The organism is Trinickia terrae, assembly GCF_005144415.1.
GTDB classification, from domain to species: Bacteria; Pseudomonadota; Gammaproteobacteria; order Burkholderiales; family Burkholderiaceae; genus Trinickia_A; species Trinickia_A terrae.
This window is the reverse complement of the sequence record NZ_SWJE01000008.1, coordinates 286,060-306,013: the sequence shown is the minus strand read 5'-3', so window position 1 is coordinate 306,013 and position 19,954 is coordinate 286,060. Positions and strand designations below refer to the sequence as shown.

Below are 19,954 nucleotides of genomic sequence, written 5' to 3'. Positions count from 1 at the left end.
GGCACGAGCCTCATTCTGCTTGCGTTCGCCGTCTTGTTCGGCGGCGCCATACTCCTGAGCCAGCAAGGCGACCAATCCGAGCAGCACTCGCGCGATGTCTTGATGCATACGGCTGTCGGCTCCGTGACGCCGGGCCTTGGAGACAAAGCGCCGGCAACGCCATCCGTCCCGGCGCATCGCAAGCCGGCGCAGCAAGCGCTGGCGATGACGGCCCCCGCGCCCGCGCTGCAATCGGCCATGCCCACACCCGAACCTGCACCGCCTGTGCAACAAGCGGCAATACCCACGCCTGCACCGGCCTCGCAGCAGCCCGCTCCGCCGGCGCCCACGCCATCCGCAGCACCCGCGAAGAAGCCAGCAGAGTCGACCATGGCGATGGCAACCCCAATGCCGGCGCCCGCGCCAGCCGTGACCGCTCCGGCGCCGCAACCGGTGCCGCAACCGCCCGCGCGGACTCCTGCGCCAACAACTCGATCGACCGTGGCGCCTGTGCCCTCCCCTTCGCAACCGCGTCAATATGCGAATGCGCGGACGCGAACGCCGTCCGTGCCGACGCCAACCGCCCGCACATGGCAACAAAGGGATCAGATCCCGCATGAACTCGCCGCAGCATGGGCTAGCCTGCAGAAAAACGATTTGCGAACCGCGCACATCGAACTGGCGAGCGCGCTCGCCAAAGACCCCAGCAACAGCGAAGCCTTCATGCTCCGGCAGGACCTGACATCGCGCGAAGGCGCGCGCGATGCCGCGCTAAGCGCGGCGCGCAACTGCGCCGCGCAGCACATGTGGAACTGCGCGTGGCACAACGCGGGCAAAGCGCTCTCGATCGACAGCAGCAGCAGCGAGGCACACGCGATGGTCCGGCGCTCGATCGTCGATTCGGGCGCGATCAACCTGCCGCCGGGTCCCGGCCCAGACATGCCCGACGGACCGTAATGCGCACTCGCGATGCGCTCTCAAGGATGCAGATGATCGCCGGGGTGATCTCTCGCGCTGCGCCGCGGCTCGCCTAGATGCCGGAAAAACCAGCTCACGCGCGTCAGCAGGCTGTCGTCCCTTCGCACGACGGGGCGAACTGCGAAACGGCGGCGATTCTGATTCTGCTCGAGCGCCTTGCTCGTACGAACAGGCTTGAGTTCGACTGGCTTTGACGCCGTCGACTGTGTGATTGACGAAGTGGAGGGACCAGACAAAGGAAACGGTGCAGGCACAACCAAACTCGCGCCCAACGCTGCTGCCGCATGGGCATCGGGCGCCGGTGCATAAGCGGCATGTTCGAGGGAAGCCGTCGATTGCGCCGGAGCGCCCGGCTGCGTGCTCGCCATCGTTTTGGCCGTCTCGCGCGGCTCATGACCCAGCCCGAGACCTTGCGCGACCGCGACGGCAAGCCCCGCGACCAGCAGGCTCGCCGGCGTCCCCCACAGCACCACGCGCCCGATCCGCGCTTTCGACGTGGACGCCCCCATCACGCACGCCTGCAGCCAGCGAAAACGCCTGTGGACAATGATGAACGTCACCACGAGGCACATGAGCGTGTTCGCCACGTTCATCCAGAACATCTGGTTCGGCACGCCTCGGCTCATTTCGAGGAGCATGAGTGCAAACGTGCCGTTGCCGAGCACCCAACTGCCCCAGCTCAGCAAGCTGTAGCTGCGGACATCGGCATCCCTGGCAAGCAGCTTGCCGATGGTGGGCAGGTAAGTCAGCACGCGCGCGCCGTTCCAGAACAGGAACATCGCGCTCAACACCTGGACATAGAGTTCATGAGACATCTCGCATCCTCCGCGAGCGCACTCGCCGTCCTTAGATCCTAGACCTCATTTCAAGCCAATACTCGACGAATACGATGCTTTCAACGAATCGCGTTGAAAGGAGCGAACATGCGCCAGTATCGAAACGACAGTCCTCAGGCGGCACACGACATACGAAAGGACCGAAGTCCTGCACAGACTGAGCAAAGCGTGGCGGCTGCAACCGGAATGCGACTGGGTGCGTCATTGCAACCGGCCACGCTTCTCTCCCATCACTTGATGCGATCGGCCGCCATCCAGCCCTGCGTCACGCCCACTTGCGCCACCTGCTTGGCAACCGAATCCCCGAGCTTCTTGGCGACCGCCGCGAGCGTCGCGTGCTTGACTTCGGAGTATCCCTTCAGGCTCGTGCCTACCGCGGCCGACGTCGCGACGTGTCCGGCTGCGGCGCCCACGCCGGCGGTCTCCGCGATCCCCGGCATCTTGCCGCTGTCCGCCGATGCATCGAAGCCCTGCACCACCAACGGCGCGCCGCCGGCTGGCTTGTACAGCACCTGCACCGTCGCACCGATTTCGCTCTTGCCGGCGCCAAGCCCTATCACGACGCGGCGGCGGCGATTGCCCTCGTCCACCTTCGCGAAACTGCCCTGCACGATCAGGACGTTCTGATCGGCGGGCGGCGGCACGTCGGAGCGGATCGCGCGCAGCCCCATCGACTGCAGCTTTTGCACGATCGCGTTGGCCGCCGACTCGCGAACTCCGGTGGCCGCCTCGATCTGCTCCGCATCGCCGGGTTGCGACATCAGCTTCTTCACGACGCCGCCGCTATCGAGCTTCACCTGCGCGGGATCGAGCCCGAAGGCATAGACGTAGATGTTGTCGGGATGCACCTGCGGCGCGGCGCTGAACTGCGCCTGGTTGGTGATGCCGCTCGCGCAGCCGCCCAGCAGCAAGCCGCCGAACGTCAATGCAACCGTTGCGAAGCGCGCGGCTTTTTTTCCTACGAATCCTGCGAAACCGAATGAATTAAACACGATGTTCAACCTTGTCATCGGCACTGCCGTGCCGCCGTTAGCTCAAGACGTATCAGCCGATGACTGTTCCCAGTCATCGCGGATCTCACCGATGCGTGATACGCCTGATCTGATGTGGTTCTAACAAGGCCCTGCACGCGGAACGAAGTATGGTCGAACGACCCGCGCAAAACTATTCGAGAACTATGTCGCGCGATGTCATACGCGCGACGCGGCCACCGGCATCACGGCCCAGACTTCGAGCCCTCCGCCGTCGCGCGCATGAAACTGCAGCGTGCCGCCGTGCAGCTTGGCAATGCGCTCGACGATCGCGAGCCCGAGGCCTGTCCCGCCGCTGTGCGTGCGCGCATTGCGGCCGCGCTGAAACGGCGCCTTCAGCGCTTCGAGTTCCTGCGCCGTCAGCCCGCCGCCGCGATCGCCGACGGCCACGCAGGCCATCCCCGCCTCGGACCATGTGCGCACCGACAGCCCGACGCGCCCATACACCACCGCGTTCTGCATCAGGTTCATCAGCAAGCGCATCATGCCGATCGGACGAAACGGGAACGACGGCACGTCGCCCAGCGTCAGCTCGAACTCGTGCCCCAAGCCAGCGAAATCGCCGGCAAGGCGGCTCACCAGCGCATTCAGGTCGCCCGGCTCGGCGGCTTCGCGCTCGCTGCTGCCCGCGAAATCCATGAATTGCTGGACGATCGTATCGATCTGGTCGAGATACGATTCGGCCGCCGCGGTGAAGCTCTCGTCGCCTTGATCGAGCGGCGCCATGGCCATCGCGAGCCGCAGCTTGGTGAGCGGCGTGCGGATGTCGTGCGAGATGCCGGCGAGCATCACGGCGCGCGTCTTCTCCGCTTGCTGCAGCGCCTCCGTCATCTGGTTGAACGCGGTGCTGACTGCGGCGATTTCCGTCGGACCATCGGTTGGCAGCGGCGGGGGTGTTTCGCCTGCGCTCACGCGGCGCGCCGCGCGCGCGAGATCCTGCAGCGGACGGTTCAAGCGGCGCTGGATCAGATAACCCGTGAACGCCGCGAGCGCCGCCAAGCCAAGCGAGAGAATGATCGCCGCGTCGATGCCCACGCCTTGCGCATCGCCGGGAATCGGCAATGCGACCCAGTAAGGCCCGCTCTTCGCGTGCATGCGTATCCACAGACGCTCGCCGCCCTCGCTCTGCCAGCGCACGGGCATGTCGCCCGGCAGCTGCTTGCGCAAGCTGTCGAGGAACACATCGCGCTGATACGTGCGATAGAGCCTCAGGAGGTTCGGCAACGGCGCGGAGGCCGCTTCCTTCGGCGCGCTCGCGCGGTCGTCCAGGCGCACCATCAGCGCCGCGCGCGCGTCGTCGGGAACGGCCTCGAGCAGCGAATCAAGGATCGCGACATAGTTCGCGAACACCGCTGCCGCCCGTTCGACGCGCGGCCTCTGCACGTAATGCAGCAGGACGGTGAGCGAGCACACCTGGCTCAGCATGACGAGCACGATCAGGAGCGCGATATTGCGCGCGAGCAGCGATTTCGGCGGCGCGATCCGGCTCATGATTCGACGTCGCCGATCAGCATGTAGCCCACGCCCCACACGGTCTTGATGAAGCGCGGTTTCGAAGGATCGTCCTCGACGATCTGCCGCAGGCGCAGCACCTGTACGTCGATGCTGCGGTCGAGCGCGCCGTGCTCGCGCCCGCGGGCGCGAGCGATCAGGTTGTCGCGGCTCACGGGACGGTTCGGCGATGACGCCAGCGCCACGAGCAGCAGCATCTGCGCGGAGTGGGTCTCGACCGGCTCGCCCGCGCGCGTCAACTGCTGCTTGGCGATGTCGAGACTGAAATCGCCGAAGCGCACGGTTTGCGTCGTCACGGTCGGCGCGCCCGAGGCGATCGTCTGGCGACGCAGCAGCGCGCGAATCCGCGCCACGAGCTCGCGCGGCAGGAAGGGTTTCGCGAGGTAGTCGTCGGCGCCTGTTTCGAGGCCCACCACCTTGTCGAGCGGATCGCCCTTGGCCGTCAGCATCAGGATCGGCAGCGTCTGCCCTTCGGCGCGCAGCCGAGCGCAGATCTCGAGGCCGTTCTCCTCGCCGATCATCAAGTCGAGGACCAGCAGATCGTACGGCTCGCGCTGCAAGTAGCGGTCTAGCCGGCGGCTGTCTTCGACGACGCGCACTTCGAAACCATGCTGAGTCAGAAAGCGTTGCAGCATGTTGCGCAGCTCGGCTTCGTCGTCGAGCACGATGATTTTCGCGGGACGGTCCATGGATGCCTCCGTAGAGCGCGCTGCCAATGCGTCATGCGCCTCCATCATCGCTCACTTCTACGCTGGGTGACGCGCGTCCCAACGTTCGGCGAGCGCCATGCACAGCGCACCAGCCGCCCACAGCCGACATGACGTGACAGGTTTCATCGCAACGTTTCGTTGAGTTCGATCGATTCATCGAGGCCGGTTCGGGGCAAGGATCAAGGCATCCGGCGAGATATGTGTCCTCCCGCACATTGCAAGTTGCGGCGTGCACGAAGCCTACGATCCCTCCGATGTTTGCGCCGTTCAGTTCGCTACCGCGCGTTGCTGCATGAATGCCGCGATCTCCGGCAAGGTCACGTAGCCGAGCTTCTGTGAGTCGATCTCGTCGAAGTGCTTGGCAACCATCGGCATGCCGGCGGCGGCCTGCTCGCGCGTGAGCTTGCCGTCGTGTGTGGTGTTGGCGTTGGCGAAGCGGCTCTGAAGCTGCTGGGCCATGCGTTCCATGCGCTGCGGATTCATGCCGCCCGTTTGCGGAGTGCTTTGCGCGAAGGCGCAGGTCGAGGCGAGGCACAGGGCTTGAATGGCCAGCATTTTGGTGATTGCGTTCATGAGGTTCTCCGTGAAGGGGTTCGTCGATTCATCGTTCGTCGCTTGCGTTGTGCTGCGATGCGTTCGATGGCAGGGCGAATTCTTGGGCACGGGGACCGGGAAGGCAATTTCAGGGAGGCTACAAATTATGTCGCCACATGTCACTGTCTCTTCCTTGCTTCGCGCGAGGATCGAGTCTGCTTCCGCCTCACTCCATGAGCGACTTCGCCACGGCGGCACTAAAGGCGATGAACGCATCCGGCCGCTCATGCTCGTCGCTCCTCACATCGGGCCGGACCTCGCCGAACAGCTCATCGAACAGAACGCGCCGTTCCTCGATGCAGCCGGCAACATCTTCATCAACGAGCTCGAGTTCATGGTCATGATCACCGGCCGCCCAAAGCCATCGGCCGCACCGGTCACGCCCAGCGCGCGCGCCACGACCCGCAAGGGCATGCAGGTAACATTCGCGCTCGCGACCCGGCCGGCGCAGGTGGCAGAGCCGTATCGCACCATCGCCGACGCTTCCGGCGTGGCATTGAATACCGTCAATCAAGTCATCGACGACCTGATGGCGAGAGGGCTCGTAGCGGCCAGGCGCAATGTTCGGAGAATCGTGATCTGCCTCTGGTTCACCCGCTCCTGATATACGCCGATCTGCTCGCCTCGGGCGACAGTCGCAATGTCGCCGCCGCAGAACAGATCTATGACAAGCATCTCGCCCCGCTCCAGCCTTGAAGTCAGCAAGGATCACCCGGTCCACCCCGTCACCAGATGACAATGGAGAAAGCGACGCGCAGTCCGGCGCGCCGCGTTGAAGAGAACGGCGTCTACTCCTGCACGCCATCCACCGCCGACAACGGATCCCCGATGGCATAAAAATGCCCGCCCGCGACATAGTGAAGACTGCGCCACGCCGGATCGGCGCTCTCATAGCGCCAATGCCCATCCTTGAAAACGCGCGTATCGGACCATGCGCCGACGACTTCGCCGATGAACAAGTCATAGGCCTGCTGGTTGTGCGGCTCGGGGATGAGCTTGCAGGCGAGCCACGCCGAGCATCCCGCGACGAACGGCAGATCGTGGCCATCGACGTGGAACAATTCCACACCGGACGTCAGCAGCTTGTCCGGATGATCGACGAGACTCTGGTTGCCGACCTTGTGCGTAAGCTGCAACTGCGCGGCGGTCGGCACCTGAATCGCGAAGAGGCCGCTTTTCTCGACGAACTCGCGCGTCTTCGCGCTTTTGTCGAGCACCACCGTCAGCTTGGGCGGCATGAAATCGAGCGCGCACGCCCACGCTGCGGCCATGACGTTGTCCACGCCGTCGTGGCGGGCCGACACGAGCACCGTCGGCCCGTGGTTGATGAGCCGGTGAGCCTTATTCAATTCGACCGGGGCGATATAGCTGTCCATTCAGGCTCCGCAAAGAAAGAGGCCGCCGATCCGCGCTGCGCGGATGCGATCGGCTTGCTGGCGCGATTGCGCTCAGAAGCTCGCCCAGGCCTTCATTCTATTTCGTCTGCCGGATGTGCAGCGCGAGCCAACGCGCAGGCGAACACGGCGAGATAGCCAAGCAGCAGCACGCGCGAGTTCCGGCGCATCTTGCCGATCTGCAGGAAAACCTGCCGCCGGCGGCCTGATTCGCGACATCATGCACGTCATGCGTGCGAAGATCCGTGCGCACACGAGATCGTCGTAGAATCACGCCCGCCGCCGGCATTGATCCGACATCCTTACCTTATCGAACTGCGCGGCGCCTCGCGCCGCAAACCTCATCAGGAGCCGCTTTTGATGCAAGACCTCCTCGCTCACGTCCACCCGGACCGCTGGACCATTCTGTGGGACGCGCTCACGACCTTCTCCATCAACGTCTGCACGGCGATCCTGGTGCTCATCGCCGGATGGTGGATCTCGAAGCGCGTCCGCCGCTGGCTGGCCCGCATGCTCGCCAACCAGGCGCGCATGGATACGACGCTGCGCCCCATCGTCATCGACATCAGCGTCTGGAGCATCCGCATCATCGCGATCATCGGCGCGCTCTCGCAGCTGGGCATCCAGACCGCGAGCATCGTCGCCGTGCTCGGCGCGGCTGGCCTCGCGATCGGTCTCGCGCTGCAAGGCACGATGCAGAACATCGCGGCCGGCATCATGCTGCTGCTGTTGCGTCCGTTCAAGGTCGGCGATTACATCGACGGCGGCGGCGGGACCGTCGCGGGCACCGTCGAGGAGATCAGCCTGTTCACCACACGCCTCACGAAGCCCGACGGCATCTGCGAATACGTGCCGAACAGCGCGCTATGGAGCAATTCGATCCGCAACTACACGCGCAACGCCACGCGCCGGCTCGATCTCGAAGTGGAGATTTCGGTGCGCGACGACGTCAATCACGCGATCGACGTCTTGCGCACGCTCACCGAGAACGAGCCGGCCGCGTTGAAGGACCCCGCGCCGCAAGTGATGGTGATGCGCTTCGACGACAGCACGGCCGTGCTGAACATTCGCGTCTGGTCGAGCACCGACACGTTCTGGGACATGCGCTGGAATCTCTCCAGCAAGGTGCGCAAGGCGCTCGCCGATGCGCAATGCGCATTGCCGATCCGCACGCGCGAGCTGCATATCGTGCAGAGCACGGGGGAATCGCGGTAGTGCTGCGAGAGGCCGCCTGGCGCGCTTTCCAGAGCGCGCTAAGCGCCGTCGCCGCACCGCGTCGAGCGCTGCCCGCTCGCGCTGTCGTCGACTCGCCAGCCCAAGCGCCTCAGCGTCTCGCGCAATCGATCGGCAAGCGCCCAGTTCTTCGCGGCGCGCGCCGCTTCACGCTGGAACAGCAACTCGCCGATCTCCGCAGGAATCGCCTCGTCCTGCGCCCGCCATGCGGCAAGCCGCAAGCCGAGCACGGCGTCCAGGCGGTCCACCGTCGGGCGCCGCACCGCCGGCGGCAGATCGCTGCGCACCAGTTCCCAGAGCACGGCTAGCGCGCGCGGCAGGTTCAGGTCCTGGTCGACTTCCACACGAAAACGCGCGACGAAATCCTCGTCGGCCGCGCCGCCTTCGGGCCAGCTCGAATAGGCTTTGCGCAGGCGCGCGAGCGCTGCCTGCGCGGCGTCGAGCGCGTCGAAGCTGAAACGCAGCTCGCTTCGATAGTGCGCCGTCAGGCACAGATAGCGATAGGCCAGCGGATCGAAGCCGCGCTCGATCAGCGTCTGCATGCGCAGAAAATCGCCCGCCGATTTGGACATCTTCGCGTCGTCGGCGGTCGTCAGGAACCGGCCGTGCATCCAGAAGTTCGCGAGACGCGTGCCGTGGCAGGCCTGCGTCTGCGCGATCTCGTTGCTGTGGTGCACGGCGACGTGATCCTCGCCGCCGCAATGGATGTCGAACCACGGGCTCAGGTACTTCGCCGACATCGCCGAGCACTCGATGTGCCAGCCCGGAAAACCGCGCCCCCAGGGGCTCTCCCATTCCATCTGGCGCTTCGCATCGGACGGGCTGAATTTCCATAGCGCGAAATCGGTCGCGTGCCGCTTCTCGCCCATCGCCACGCGTTTGCCGCGTTGCAAACCGGCATGGTCCAGCCGCGCGAGATAGCCGTAGTCGTCCTGCTTGCTCGTGTCGAAGTAGATGCCGTCCGCAGTGCGATAGGTGTAGCCGTTGCGCTCCAGCGTGGCGATGAAGTCGATCTGCTCGGCAAGATGATCGGTTGCCCGGCACCAGATCGACGGTTCGAGCAGGTTCAGCGCGCGCCAGTCGTCCATGAACGCGGCCGTATAGCGCTCGGCAATCGCCCATGCCGATTCGCCCGTGCGGCGGCTGCCCTTTTCCATCTTGTCTTCGCCATCGTCGGCATCGGAGACGAGATGGCCAACGTCGGTGATGTTGACCACGTGACGCACGTCGTAGCCGTTGAGCGCCAGCACGCGCCGCAGCACGTCTTCGAAGACGTAGGTGCGCAGGTTGCCGATGTGCGCATAGTCGTACACGGTCGGGCCGCAGCAATAGAGGCCCGCCTGGCCCGGCCGGATGGGATCGAACGGGCGCAGGGAGCGCGTCCAGGTGTCGTACAGGGCGAGGGTCATCGGGGCACCTGCGGTTGTGAACACGGAAAACAAAATGGCCGCCGGTTTTGCAACGGGCGGCCATGGGAAAGCGGGACGGCGGACGATTACGCTACGCGCGCGCGCTCCATGGCAGGCATGCGACAGCATGCGCGTGCGGAGAAAGCGAAGAAGTCGAGACGGGAGTTCATGAAGGCGATGCTAATGGCTGCAGCGGGGGTTGGTCAACTTATCAAAAGCGCCGTTGCATGACGCAATTGTCATGTCCGCGCCACCGAACGGATAGCTGCGGCCCACTACTATAAACAGCGCGGACGAGGAGATTCGCGGCGCCCGCCAAGCCTCGCCGCTACCTCGTTTTTTATAGGAGGCTGCCATGAAACTTCGACTGATGTGCCTGCTATCGGGCACATTGCTTGCCGTCAGCACGTCGGCGCCGGCCTCGGGCCCGCTCACGCCGCAGCAATGCAACTCTTACCCGTTTGTCCGGACGAACGGGCAAGCAACCCGCGAAGATCTGATGAATGAGCTCGCCCTGCTCGAATCGGTTGGCTATTCGCCTGTCTCGAGGGACGACGCGTTTTATCCGAAGGACATCAAGAGCGCGGAAAAGCGGCTGTACGCGAAATACCGAGCCGACTGCCAGGCGGCTCATGCGGCTGTGCAAACGCCATCGCAAATGCAATGACGACTTCTTTCCGCAATGTCATTCGCCGCTCAAGGCGGCGTTCGCGGCCCGGCCGCATCACCGCACGTCATCGATCTTGAATACGCCAACCAGTTGCGTGAGCTTGCTCGCCCGATCATGCAGCGATGTGGCGGCCGCCGCGGTTTCTTCGACAAGCGCCGCATTCTGCTGGGTGACCTGATCCATCTGGCTCATCGCCTGGTTGATCTGCTCGATCCCGGCACTCTGTGCCTGGTTTGCGGCTGTGATCTCGGCCATGATGCTTGTCACCCGCCTCACACTTGCAACGATTTCGTCCATCGTCGAGCCGGCTTGCGCAACCAGCTCGCCGCCGGCATGCACCTGCTTGACGGAATTGCCGATCATGATCTTGATTTCCTTGGCCGAGGTCGCGCAGCGCTGCGCGAGACCTCTGACCTCGCCCGCCACGACCGCGAAGCCTCGGCCATGCTCTCCGGCGCGCGCGGCTTCAACTGCAGCGTTGAGCGCCAGGATATTGGTCTGGAATGCAATGCCTTCGATGACGCCGATGACCTCGACGACCTTGGCCGACGAATCGCTGATCGCCTCCATGGTGTGAACCACCCCCGAGATGACGGCACTTCCCTGTTTCGCGATCTCGGAGGCCGACTGCGCGAGCTGGTTCGCTTGCAACGCGTTGTCCGCGTTGTGCTTGACCGTGCTGGTGAGTTCCTGCATCGCAGCGACGGTCTCCTCGAGCGAGCTCGCCTGTTCTTCGGTGCGCGACGAGAGATCCTGATTCCCATGCGAGATCTGGCTCGACGCAGTCGCGATCGTATCGGTGCCCGTGCGTACTTCGCTGACGATCTGCTTCAGGCCGTGGTTCATGCGTTCCAGTGCTTGCAGCAGTTGGCCGGTCTCGTCGCTGGTCCGTGTGCGGATGTGGCTCGTCAGATCGCCTGAGGCCACCGTCTGCGCGACCTGCAACGCTTCTTGCAATGGCCGCGTGATCGAGCGGGTGATGACATAGGCGCTCGCGATGCCGATCACCAAGGCGGCCAGCCCGAGCCCGAGCATCAGTTCACGCGCGGATTCGATGACCTGCTTGACGAGCGCGCCACGCTCGTTGACGAGACGCCGCTGCATTTGCACCAGGTCCGTTGTGTTTTGCTGGAGACGCTCGAGCATCGGCACGGTCTCCGTGTTCATCAGCGCCGTCGCCTGATCGCGACTCCCTTGAGCAAGCAACTGGGCTACCTTTCGGAACGACACCACGTACGCGGCGCGCTGCTCCTTGATCCTTGCCAGCAGTGCTTTCCCTTCGGGCTCGTCCACCAGGGTGTCGAGTGTGCCGAGCGCCCGATCCATGACCGCCTTGTTGTCCTCGATCTCGTGATGGATGACGGCGACTTTGCCCGGGTCGTTCGTGATCAGCAACTGCATGGTCGCCTGCGCCCTGGCACTCATTCTCGCGTTAATGACCTGAGCGGTATCGGCCTTCACCCACTCCTTCTGGACGATCTGCTCGTTGAGCCCGCCGATGCTGGCCAGCCGGTTCAGACCGACGGCGACCAATATCGCCAATAGGAGCATGACGACTCCGTAGCCGGCGCCCAGACGTACACCGATTTTCAGGTTTGCAGGATTCATTCGCTTGGAATAGAGGCGCGATCACTCGTCGACGATCGTATTTTTCAGCACGCCGATCTTCGAAATTTCCACTTCTACGACATCGCCCGGTTTCATCCAGAGCGGCGGTTCACGGAAAGCGCCTACGCCGCCTGTCGTACCCGTGATGATCACGTCGCCAGGCCTCAGTTCGGTGAAGGTGCTGCTGTACTCGATCAATGCAGGAATATCGAAAATGAGATCGTCCGTGGTTGCGTGCTGCACAACCTCGCCGTTCAATCGTGTCGTCAGGGTCAGCTTGGACGGGTCGCCCAACTCGTCCGCGGTGACGAGCCAGGGTCCGAAGCCGCCTGTGCGCGGAAAGTTCTTGCCCGGTGTGAACTGGCTCGCGTGCCTTTGCCAGTCGCGCACGCTGCCGTCGTTGTAGCAGGAATAGCCTGCCACGTAGTCGAACGCATCCACGGCGTTCACATGGCGCGCAGTGCGGCCGATCACGACGGCGAGCTCGCCTTCAAAATCCAGCTTCACCGACACGGACGGTCGCACGATGGCTGCGTCATGCGCCGTCTGCGAGTCGGCGAAGCGGGTAAAGATCGTCGGCTGCGTCGGAACGTCGCGGCCCGTCTCCTCGACGTGTTCAAGGTAGTTGATCCCGACACACAGGATTTTCTGCGCATCAGGCACAACCGGAAGGAACTCGAGGTCAGCCCACACGACGGTAGACTTCGCATCTCGGGCAATGGCCTCAATGGTGGACAGGCTGCCGCGCACAAGCGCCTGTCTCAGCGTTGAGCCGACTGCCGACGCGTACGGCGCCAGATCGACGACGCCCTCGCTGACCGCGATGCCGAAGGAATCCTTGCCCGCATGACGGAAGCTCACAAGTTTCATGCTCACCTCGGCGTCTTGCCAAGGCGGGCAATCCCCGCTTTGGCGATCTGTGCGTCCTGATCCGACTTCACTCCCGATACGCCGACAGCGCCTACACACTCATCGTTCACGATAACGGGCACGGCGCCTTCGAGCGTGGCGGTAAGCGGTGCGCTCAGGAAGGCATAGCGCCCCCCATTGATCATGTCCTCGTACACTTTCGACTCGCGGCGGCCCAGCGCTGCCGTGCGTGCTTTCTCGGTCGACATATAAGCGCTGCCCGGAGGCGCACCGTCGAGACGCAAAAGGGCAAGCGGGTGGCCGCCATCGTCGACGATCGCGACGGATACCTTCCAGCCGTGCTCCTCGGCTTCGCGGCGAGCGCCGATGAGCATGGCTTCGACCTCGTCGATCCCGAGTACCGGTTTAGTGTTCATGGACGTTCTCTCCTGAAATCGCGTAGCCGTTTTCGCGCAACGCCTGAATGAGGTTGCTCTCGCGTTGTTGATCGAGCGGCATCAGCGGCACCCGTGTGAGCCGCCATGTGGGTTCGCCATAGCGGCGTGCCAGCACGGCCTTGATAGCGGGAATGAGCGGAAAGGACTCGACGATCTTTCGCCGGCGGGTAATGGCAGCCTGCAGAGAATCGGCTGATCCCGTCTTCGCGCCCAGGTAAGCCTGTTTGATGGCGCGCGCATTGATGTTTCCGGTCGCCGTGATGCAGCCGACAGCACCTGCTCTCAAGCCATCCAGCAGGAAGGACTCGGAGCCCGGAAAGACACCCAAGGAAGGGAACGCTTCGATAACGGCCAGTGTATTTTTGAAGTCTCCGGAACTATCCTTGAGGCCCGCGATGATGGAGCCGTACCGCTTCAGCAAACGCTCGATCAAGTTCAGGCTGAACCCGACCTGTGCAATGGGCGGGATATGGTAGAGAAATACCCGCAAACCATCATCGCCGACGCGCTCGATCAGTTCGCTGAAGTATGCGAACAGGGACTCGTCATCGACAGCCTTATAGTAAAAGGGAGGAAGCACCAACGTTCCCACGCACCCGGCCGATACCGCCGCCTTCGTCAATTGAACGGCGTCGGCAATGGAACACGAGCCGGTGCCGGGCATCAGTTGCTCTGGACTAGCGCCGTTTTCGATCAGAAGATTCAGCAGATCGAGACGCTCAGCAACGCTCAACGAATTGGCTTCGCTGGTAGTGCCTAGAATTGCCAGGCCGTCGGCCCCTTCGTCGATCAAGTGCTGACAATGCTCCAAGAACAACGAACGGTCGACTTGTCCATCGGCTTTGAATGGGGTGGCAACGGGTACCCATACCCCTGCGCACGGCATACTCATAATCTGGCCTCCAATAAATTGCGTCAGTCCCATTGATAGAGCTTGGCGGGATTGTTTGAGAAAAGGGCTTGCTGTTGATCCTTTCCAGGCACCCAATCGGTCACGGCATTCAACAGGTCGGTGTCATGGGGCATCGGTCCTTTGACCATGACATGAGGCCAGTCGCTTCCCCAGACCAGCCGCTCCATGCAATGCTTCGCCAGCCAGCGCGCAATTTGCGCGGCCGTTTCATAGGGCGGCCCATCGAGACCGATGCGATAGGGGCCTGTCACCTTGGCCCAGGCACGGCCCGACTGCATGAGGGCCAACATGGCTTTCATTCCTGGATGATCGGGATTCACGCCTCTCGAGAGGTAGCCCATGTGGCCAAAGACAATGGGAACCTCAAGCAAACTTAGCGCCTCATCGAGGTTTGGATATTTGTCCACGTGGACAAGCAGCTCCAGGTGCCATCCCAAGTGCGAGATGCGCTCTTGCATGCGAAGCAACGCGTCGATCGGCAGATTGGCACTGGCGGACTTCACGTCTACGAGGTTCACTCGAATTCCCTTGACCCCAACCGCGTCCATATCTCGCAGCTCGCCAGCCGACTCCTTGCCGCTCAGACCGACAACTCCACGACCGGCGTTGCCGAGGCTTTTGAGGGCTTCCAACAGCGCGGTGTTGTCGGAGCCATAGACGCTTGGCTGGACAAGCACGCAACGGGTCAACCCCAGACTCTTTTGCAGATCCAGGTAATCCGCCAGCAGGCAATCCGGCGGTGTATAGATCCGCCCGGCGCTATAGGGATAATGGGTTGCGGGACCAAAGATATGAAAGTGGCTATCGCACGCGTTGAACGGCAGCGTGACGCGCGGCGCAACCAGGTTGGACAAGGGTCCAGCACATCGAGGCGCACCCTCGGCGATTGAATCCGTATGACGCGATTCAGGGACAAGTGACATGGTGATTCTCTCGCGCAGGCGATGATTTTTTTGTTCAGCCTTCCGGCAAAAAGAAAGATAGCCAGCGGAAAGTCGACATCCCATTGCCGCGAGCATGCTTTGAGAAACGGTGGAATAAACGTTAATGGCGCACAGAATTCCGCCATCGGCGCTATTCAGACTTTTGAACTGATGTCTTTACCAGCTTTTCGGTAATGAAATGGTATGCGTACCTGAAAATTGCCAGAAGCTGGAATTTCCATTAACCCTATCGGTTTTTCTTATGGCTCGTCAGATGGGTCTCGGCAGCGCACAGCGTCGACGGTGGATGACAAGTCCAACGTCAAACCGCACGAATCCGCGCCCCGCCGAGCGGATCCATCCAAGGCCAAGCTCGATCGTCGATAGAGTGGTATAACCTGCTGAAGGCGACAAAAAACCACCATTCCCTTTAACCCCACCGGCAATTCAGATGAAACGCACATCTTCAGACTGGATGAATCGAATCGGCAGACGGATTAAGCTGCGCGACCTTTACATCTTGTCTGCCGTTGTTCGCTGGGGAAGCATGGCGAAGGCCGCGTCCCATTTGGGAATGTCGCAGCCTGCCGTATCGGAAGCGATAGCGAGCCTGGAGGCGGCATTGGGCGTGCGGCTTCTGGACCGCTATGCGCAAGGCGTCAAATCCACGATCTACGCAGACGCTCTTCTCAAGCGAGGTCAAGTTGTCTTTGACGAGCTGAGGCAGGGCATCAACGACATCGAATTTCTCACCAATCCGGAGGTTGGAGAGGTCCGCATTGCTTGCGCGGAATTCTTGGCCGCGGATTTGCTGCCGCGCGCTATCAGTCAGTTCTCGCAGCAATATCCCCACGTCATTTTCAGCGTGGTTCAGCAAGATACGACTACATTGGAGAATCGTGAACTGCAGGATCGAGTTGTTGACCTCGTGCTCGCTCGCGTTCCCAAGAACTTCATAGACGACGACTTGAATGTCGAGGTGTTGTTTGAAGACCTGCACTGCATCGTTGCGGGCACGACCAGCACTTGGGCGAGTCGCCGGAACATTGCTCTTGCGGAGCTCGCCGATGAACCTTGGATCATTCCGCCTTCTTCCATCGTCGAAAAACTTCTTCGAGTGGAGTTCGAGCGGAGAGACATCAGACTGAATGTGACCGTGAATGCAGCTTCGATTCTGCTTCGCAGTCAATTGCTTGCGACGGGGCGCTACGTCTCGGTCATGCCCTTTTCGTTGATGTCGGGAAATGCCAAGCAGTGGTCGATCAAGGCACTCGAGGTCGACGACGTTCATCTGACGCCGCCGCCGATCTCGCTCGTTACGCTGAAGAGGCGGACGCTAAGCCCCGTCGTCGAACGTTTCATCGAGCATCTGAGAACGATTGCGAAATCGATGGTTCCGCCCTCGGATTCCGAACCGTGACCGCCCGCAGGGGCGTGTGTCCTGTCCCGTCTCACGATTGGGCGGCGTCCGTACATTCAGAAGACCATCGATCGTGGACAGCCGCCCAATGCCGTGAGTCCGCGCTTATCAGAAGCTATGTCGAATCCCAACCATTGCGCCTAGCTGGCTCATCCCTGCGCCGGGAGTGGCGCCGCCAAGGCTGATCGAGTATGCGGCCCTGGTGCTGTTCTGCAGAAACGCCAGGTTCGCATAGAGCGCCGTCCGCTTGGAAAGCAGATACGTGGCGTTAACCATCTCCATGTTGGCCCTTGTATCCTGCTGAGAATTGACTATCCGCTGGATCAACCCCTCAACGGAGAATGCTGGCGTGAATTGGTACAGCGCTTCCAATGTCACTTGATTGGAGGTGATTCCCGTACCCAATGAAGTCTGAGGTTGGACGTGTCGATGTTCCCAGATCATGGAAACTTTGAGCGCGCCGGACTTGAAGTAGGTGTCGGCCAGAAGACGAGTATCTCGATTGCCGCTCGACGTGAAAGTGGCCGGCGCTAAGCCATTGAACATATTCACCGCCGATCCGGGCCCCCCGTTCTGACTGTCATATCCAATACCAATGCCCCAAGGGTCGCCGGTGTAGCTCAGCATCGCAGACCACTCCCTGCAGGCAGAAGCATTGCCTGGCAGCGTTCCGGCACAGGTACCCTCGCCTGGTGTGTTGGAGCCTCCGGTTGGCGAATTGTCACGCCCAAACGAGTAGGTGAAACCGGCACTCAGGTTGCCGATGTTTTTCCTATAGGCAATAGTGTTATCAGACCGCGAGTTCGGAATCCAAGGATCGAGAGATCCAAATCCGTAAATATTTGACCCGATCCAGCTGAACTGGACGAGCTCTTGCAGCAGCATCGAGTACTGTCGGCCCAGCGTCAGTGTGCCGTAGGGTCCGTCAATGCCAACAAATGCTTGCCGACCGAACAATCTTCCGCCTTGCTTCGAAATACCCGTTCCAACGTCGAATCCGCTCTCGAGCGTAAAGATCGCCTTCCAGTCTGCGCCTAGCGGCTCCTTGCCGGTCAGCCCCCATCTCGACGGCGTCGTACCGGTATTGATGGGCTCTCTTACGACGGAGGCGCCCGCGGAATTCGCGTGATTGACGTATTCGATGCCGGTATCCACGATTCCATAAAGCGTGACGCTCTGTGCCTCTGCTTTCGTACAGACAACGCTCGACATGCAAGCGTATCCGAGCAAAGCCAATGCCATTTTCCTCATGTCTTCCTCCAATATTCGGCTGTTAGTATCGAGTGGTACAAAACAGCTCTCGTTGAACTACTTTCTTCTGGAGCTTTTGCCCTTCTTATGGACGAACGAACCCAAGGCACTGGCTCCGGGCCAGTGCGAATGGATAGTGTCGGGATGTCTTTTTAGATCGTTGATGCCGAAGACGAAGCGTCTCGCGATGGTGCGCAAGGCTGAATAAACTCTTACCTTAAAAAACTCGGTCCGTCGCGTTGAGCGCCTCCTCTCTCACGACTTCTTCCGGCAGCAAAACCATGCCCCGGACGTCAAAAGTCAAGCAGCGGAAGACGGTTCCAATTGACGCTTTGCCGCGTCTTTGTCTCGCGTCAGCAGGGCGATCGTCGAGAAGATCGTCGCCAGCACCCAGAATGCCGGGCCAAGAATACCCGGCCACACAGGCATATAACCGGGGACGAGAACGAAGAGGATAAAGCCAACATCCGCAACGCCGACCACGGCAAAGTTGATCCAATAGCCCCATGTGCTGTTTCTCCAGTTCAAGGTGGCAGCAACGGCAATGGCGGCGATCGAAAAGAACAAAAGGTTCCATGCCGCCTGAAAGACTCGTCCTTGCAGCATCGACGAATCCAAGGAGCGGCCAAGCACATATACCGAATGTGCCGCCATGAAATGCAGGCAGGCCCAAATTATGTAAAAGACTGCGCCGATCTTGGAATGGGTGTTTGATGCGCTCATAAAACCTCCTGTTAAGAAATCAGTGGATTGTTTTCCCCGGCGCGCAATGGCACGCGCCTGGCTTCATGCGTAGCCTTGCAATTAAATTCTGACTATTGACGCATCCTCAAAGTGCTTCTTGTAGCATTCCAGCGCAACGGAGGAGTCGAATTCTCCTGCCATCTTCCCCACCACTACCGTCGCTACAAGATTGCCGATCACCGTGAGCGTCGCCCTTCCAATCGACATGAACTGCTCAACACCGAGAAGAAGCGCGACTCCCTCCACGGGCACAACGTGCGTCGCCGCCACCGTCGATGCGAGCACGACAAACGCGCTTCCGGTGACGCCGGCGGATCCTTTGGATGTGAGCATGAGTACCAGCAGGATTCCGATCTGCTCCGACATGCCAAGTTCAACACCGTAGACTTGCGCAATGAAGAGAACCGACATCGAAAGATAGATCGCCGCACCGATTTGGTTGAATGAATAGCCCGTCGGCATGACGAGTCCGACTGCGCGCTTGGACACCCCGAGCGCTTCGAGCTTCGCCATCAGCGTGGGCAGCACGGTCTCGCTTGGAACGGTTCCGAGGACCAGAACGAGTTCTTCCTTGCAGTACTTCAAGAGCCTCCAGAGACTCAGCCCGTTCAGGCGGGCAATCAGGCCCAGTACGACAAAAACAAAGAAAGCCATCGTGAGGTACACGTACCCGACCAGCTTGCCGAGGACAAGCAGTGAGCCGAGTCCATATTTTCCAACGCTGAAAGCAATCGCGCTAAAGGCTGCAATGGGGGCGTACTTCATGACGATCTTGATAATGCCGAACAGCACAACACCAAATCGCTCGAAGAATTCTTCGATGGGCTTGCCGCGAATCCCCATCAATGAAAGCGAACAACCGAAGAAAATCGAGAATGCGATGATCGGCACCAGATCCCCGTTCACGAATGCCTTGACCGCATTGTCTGGAAATATCGCAACCACCGTATCGACCCACGTCGTCGAAGCTGCCTTCGATGCACCCGGCAACGCCGATTTTGCAATGGCGCCAACGACAATTCCGGCACCCGGTTTCGCAAGGTTTGAAACCAGCATGCCCAGCGCGAGGGCCACGGTGGTGACGATTTCAAAGTAGACAAGCGCCATCAAGCCGATACGGCCCGCCTTGCGGAGGTCGCCCGCACCGGAAATGCCCGTGACGATCATGATGAACACGATGGGTCCGATCACCATCTTGATCAGACGCACGAAGATATCGGCCAGCGGCTTCATGTCTGTTCCGGCATTCGGAAAGAAATGGCCCACCAAAATACCCAGGAGCACCGCAACGAGAACGTGGAACGTACGTCCTCGATACCAACGGTGGTGCTGATTCACTGCAAGCTCCGACATGTCTGTCTCCATCCTTTATGTTTTGATATCCCACGCGCCGAAGGCATATTCATAGTGTTGCCGCAGGCATCCCGCCAGAAATCCATATG

At 61.3% G+C, this 19,954-nt stretch carries 21 protein-coding genes; 6 read left to right on the top strand and 15 right to left on the bottom strand.

Going from position 1 to position 19,954, the window contains the following annotated elements; all coding sequences use genetic code 11:
- Nucleotides 1-636 precede the first annotated feature (636 nt).
- A complete protein-coding gene (locus FAZ69_RS16425) occupies nucleotides 637-936 on the top strand; it encodes a hypothetical protein (protein WP_136896117.1) in 300 nt (99 codons plus the stop codon).
- Nucleotides 937-956: 20 nt separating this feature from the next.
- On the opposite strand, the gene FAZ69_RS16420 is transcribed toward FAZ69_RS16425, so the two are convergent.
- The 5 genes from FAZ69_RS16420 to FAZ69_RS16400 form a co-directional block, all read right to left on the bottom strand.
- Nucleotides 957-1,772, bottom strand: a complete 816-nt coding sequence (locus FAZ69_RS16420) for a hypothetical protein (RefSeq protein WP_136896116.1) — start codon at nucleotides 1,770-1,772, stop codon at nucleotides 957-959.
- A 251-nt stretch (nucleotides 1,773-2,023) separates the two neighbouring features.
- Complete coding sequence (locus FAZ69_RS16415; protein WP_136896115.1) at nucleotides 2,024-2,803, bottom strand: DUF4410 domain-containing protein; 780 nt, start codon at nucleotides 2,801-2,803, stop codon at nucleotides 2,024-2,026.
- Nucleotides 2,804-2,983: 180 nt separating this feature from the next.
- Nucleotides 2,984-4,315, bottom strand: a complete 1,332-nt coding sequence (locus FAZ69_RS16410; RefSeq protein WP_136896114.1) for an ATP-binding protein — start codon at nucleotides 4,313-4,315, stop codon at nucleotides 2,984-2,986.
- Nucleotides 4,312-5,025, bottom strand: a complete 714-nt coding sequence (locus FAZ69_RS16405) for a response regulator (RefSeq protein ID WP_136896113.1) — start codon at nucleotides 5,023-5,025, stop codon at nucleotides 4,312-4,314. The genes FAZ69_RS16410 and FAZ69_RS16405 overlap by 4 nt, the downstream gene beginning before the upstream one ends.
- Nucleotides 5,026-5,313: 288 nt before the next feature.
- Nucleotides 5,314-5,610, bottom strand: a complete 297-nt coding sequence (locus tag FAZ69_RS16400) for an EF-hand domain-containing protein (protein WP_136896339.1) — start codon at nucleotides 5,608-5,610, stop codon at nucleotides 5,314-5,316.
- A 256-nt stretch (nucleotides 5,611-5,866) separates the two neighbouring features.
- Here FAZ69_RS16400 and FAZ69_RS33935 point away from each other — a divergent pair, with 256 nt between their 5' ends.
- On the top strand, nucleotides 5,867-6,244 hold the full coding sequence (locus FAZ69_RS33935; RefSeq protein WP_240702269.1) for a hypothetical protein: 378 nt from the start codon (nucleotides 5,867-5,869) through the stop codon (nucleotides 6,242-6,244).
- Nucleotides 6,220-6,336: a type IV toxin-antitoxin system AbiEi family antitoxin gene (locus tag FAZ69_RS34455; protein ID WP_369407752.1), complete on the top strand. Its 117-nt coding sequence runs from the start codon at nucleotides 6,220-6,222 to the stop codon at nucleotides 6,334-6,336. The genes FAZ69_RS33935 and FAZ69_RS34455 overlap by 25 nt, the downstream gene beginning before the upstream one ends.
- Before the next feature lie 92 nt (nucleotides 6,337-6,428).
- On the opposite strand, the gene FAZ69_RS16390 is transcribed toward FAZ69_RS34455, so the two are convergent.
- A complete protein-coding gene (locus FAZ69_RS16390; RefSeq protein ID WP_136896112.1) occupies nucleotides 6,429-7,016 on the bottom strand; it encodes a flavin reductase family protein in 588 nt (195 codons plus the stop codon).
- 378 nt (nucleotides 7,017-7,394) lie between these two features.
- On the opposite strand from FAZ69_RS16390, the gene FAZ69_RS16385 reads away from it, so the two are divergent.
- On the top strand, nucleotides 7,395-8,249 hold the full coding sequence (locus FAZ69_RS16385; RefSeq protein WP_136896111.1) for a mechanosensitive ion channel family protein: 855 nt from the start codon (nucleotides 7,395-7,397) through the stop codon (nucleotides 8,247-8,249).
- 38 nt (nucleotides 8,250-8,287) lie between these two features.
- Here the strand turns inward: FAZ69_RS16385 and cysS are convergent, their stop codons facing one another.
- Nucleotides 8,288-9,676 (bottom strand): cysteine--tRNA ligase, encoded by a 1,389-nt coding sequence (cysS, locus tag FAZ69_RS16380; protein WP_136896110.1) that lies wholly within the window; start codon nucleotides 9,674-9,676, stop codon nucleotides 8,288-8,290.
- 355 nt (nucleotides 9,677-10,031) lie between these two features.
- Here cysS and FAZ69_RS16375 point away from each other — a divergent pair, with 355 nt between their 5' ends.
- Nucleotides 10,032-10,343, top strand: coding sequence for a DUF4148 domain-containing protein (locus FAZ69_RS16375; RefSeq protein WP_136896109.1), 312 nt, complete (start codon nucleotides 10,032-10,034; stop codon nucleotides 10,341-10,343).
- A gap of 57 nt (nucleotides 10,344-10,400) precedes the next feature.
- On the opposite strand, the gene FAZ69_RS16370 is transcribed toward FAZ69_RS16375, so the two are convergent.
- From FAZ69_RS16370 to FAZ69_RS16350, 5 genes are read right to left on the bottom strand one after another with little or no spacing between them, the layout of a single operon-like run.
- Entirely contained in the window at nucleotides 10,401-11,954 is a 1,554-nt protein-coding gene (locus tag FAZ69_RS16370; protein ID WP_136896108.1) for a methyl-accepting chemotaxis protein, read from the bottom strand.
- A 21-nt stretch (nucleotides 11,955-11,975) separates the two neighbouring features.
- The gene (locus FAZ69_RS16365) at nucleotides 11,976-12,824 is read right to left on the bottom strand and encodes a fumarylacetoacetate hydrolase family protein (RefSeq protein ID WP_136896107.1); all 849 of its coding nucleotides are present in this window, start codon (nucleotides 12,822-12,824) and stop codon (nucleotides 11,976-11,978) included.
- A gap of 2 nt (nucleotides 12,825-12,826) precedes the next feature.
- Complete coding sequence (locus tag FAZ69_RS16360) at nucleotides 12,827-13,240, bottom strand: GlcG/HbpS family heme-binding protein (protein ID WP_136896106.1); 414 nt, start codon at nucleotides 13,238-13,240, stop codon at nucleotides 12,827-12,829.
- Nucleotides 13,230-14,147: a dihydrodipicolinate synthase family protein gene (locus FAZ69_RS16355; protein ID WP_240702299.1), complete on the bottom strand. Its 918-nt coding sequence runs from the start codon at nucleotides 14,145-14,147 to the stop codon at nucleotides 13,230-13,232. Before FAZ69_RS16355 ends, FAZ69_RS16360 begins: the two co-directional genes overlap by 11 nt.
- 29 nt (nucleotides 14,148-14,176) lie before the next feature.
- Nucleotides 14,177-15,028, bottom strand: a complete 852-nt coding sequence (locus FAZ69_RS16350; protein WP_169708669.1) for an amidohydrolase family protein — start codon at nucleotides 15,026-15,028, stop codon at nucleotides 14,177-14,179.
- A 520-nt stretch (nucleotides 15,029-15,548) separates the two neighbouring features.
- On the opposite strand from FAZ69_RS16350, the gene FAZ69_RS16345 reads away from it, so the two are divergent.
- Nucleotides 15,549-16,517: a LysR family transcriptional regulator gene (locus FAZ69_RS16345; RefSeq protein ID WP_136896104.1), complete on the top strand. Its 969-nt coding sequence runs from the start codon at nucleotides 15,549-15,551 to the stop codon at nucleotides 16,515-16,517.
- A 108-nt stretch (nucleotides 16,518-16,625) separates the two neighbouring features.
- On the opposite strand, the gene FAZ69_RS16340 is transcribed toward FAZ69_RS16345, so the two are convergent.
- The 3 genes from FAZ69_RS16340 to FAZ69_RS16330 form a co-directional block, all read right to left on the bottom strand.
- Nucleotides 16,626-17,729 (bottom strand): porin, encoded by a 1,104-nt coding sequence (locus FAZ69_RS16340; RefSeq protein WP_240702267.1) that lies wholly within the window; start codon nucleotides 17,727-17,729, stop codon nucleotides 16,626-16,628.
- Nucleotides 17,730-18,068: 339 nt separating this feature from the next.
- Nucleotides 18,069-18,491, bottom strand: a complete 423-nt coding sequence (locus FAZ69_RS16335; RefSeq protein ID WP_136896103.1) for a hypothetical protein — start codon at nucleotides 18,489-18,491, stop codon at nucleotides 18,069-18,071.
- Between the two features lie 81 nt (nucleotides 18,492-18,572).
- Nucleotides 18,573-19,865: a cation:dicarboxylate symporter family transporter gene (locus tag FAZ69_RS16330; protein WP_136896102.1), complete on the bottom strand. Its 1,293-nt coding sequence runs from the start codon at nucleotides 19,863-19,865 to the stop codon at nucleotides 18,573-18,575.
- Nucleotides 19,866-19,954 lie beyond the last annotated feature (89 nt).